General features: G+C 75.9%; 1 protein-coding gene. It reads left to right on the forward strand.

Features of this window, described 5'->3' with window-relative positions; genetic code table 11:
• On the forward strand, positions 1 to 1,173 hold a 1,173-nt coding region (locus ACFV4G_RS43530; RefSeq protein ID WP_380449217.1), incomplete at both ends, for a beta-ketoacyl synthase N-terminal-like domain-containing protein.

The raw sequence follows: 1,173 nt of genomic DNA on the forward strand, positions 1-1,173 counted from the left end.
GGCCGCCACCCTCACCACCACCGACCTCGCCCGCCTCGCCCGCACCGGCATCACCCCCCTCACCACCACCGAAGCCCTCACCCACTTCGACACGGCACTGCGATCCGGCCGGTCGCCGCTCGTGGCGGCCCGGTTCGCGACCGCAGCACTGGCCGCCTCGGACACCCCGGTGCCGGCGCCCCTGCGTTCGCTGGTGCGGACCTCGCCGCGCCGGGTCGCGGCAGGCGCCTCGGACCACGGCCAGGGCCCGGCCCTGAGCGAGCGGCTGGCCCTCGCCCCGGCCGCCGAGGCGGACCGCATGCTGCTCGACCTGGTGCGGACCACCACGGCCACGGTGCTCGGCCACCCCGACGCGAACTCCGTCGCGGAAGGCCGCGCCTTCACCGATCTGGGCTTCGACTCGCTGGCGGCGGTCGACCTGCGCAACCGGCTCGCCAGGGCCACCGGCCTCCGGCTGCCCACCACGCTGGTCTTCGACCACCCGACCCCGGCGTCACTCGCCGACCTCCTGCGGACCGAGCTCCTGGGCGAGCGGGCCGACCGACCGGCCGTCGCCGCCGTCGCCAACGGCACGACCGCCGCGACCGACACCGACCCGATCGCCATCGTCGCGATGGCCTGCCGCTTCCCCGGCGACGTGAGCTCACCCGAGGACCTGTGGCGCCTGGTGGTCGACGGCGTCGACGCGGTCTCCGGCTTCCCCACCGACCGCGGCTGGGACCTGGAGCGCCTGTACGATCCGGACGCCGAGCGGCCCGGCACGTCGTACACCCGCGCGGGCGGGTTCCTGCACGACGCCGACCGGTTCGACCCCGACTTCTTCGGCATCAGCCCGCGCGAGGCGCTCACCACCGACCCGCAGCAGCGCCTGCTGCTGGAGGTCGCCTGGGAGGCCTTCGAACGGGCCGGCATCGACCCGGCCGTCCTGCGCGGCTCGCGCACCGGCGTCTTCGCCGGCGTCATGTACAACGACTACGGCGCCCGGCTGCACCAGGCCCCGCAGGCTCCGGACGGCTACGAGGGCTACCTGGTGAGCGGCAGCGCCGGCAGCGTGGCCTCGGGCCGGGTGGCGTACACCTTCGGGCTGGAGGGCCCGGCGGTCACCGTCGACACCGCGTGCTCCTCCTCGCTCGTCGCCCTGCACCTCGCCGCCCAGTCCCTGCGGCAGGGCGA

Origin of the sequence: Kitasatospora sp. NPDC059747 (assembly GCF_042732955.1) — a bacterium.
Taxonomy (GTDB): Bacteria; Actinomycetota; Actinomycetes; order Streptomycetales; family Streptomycetaceae; genus Kitasatospora.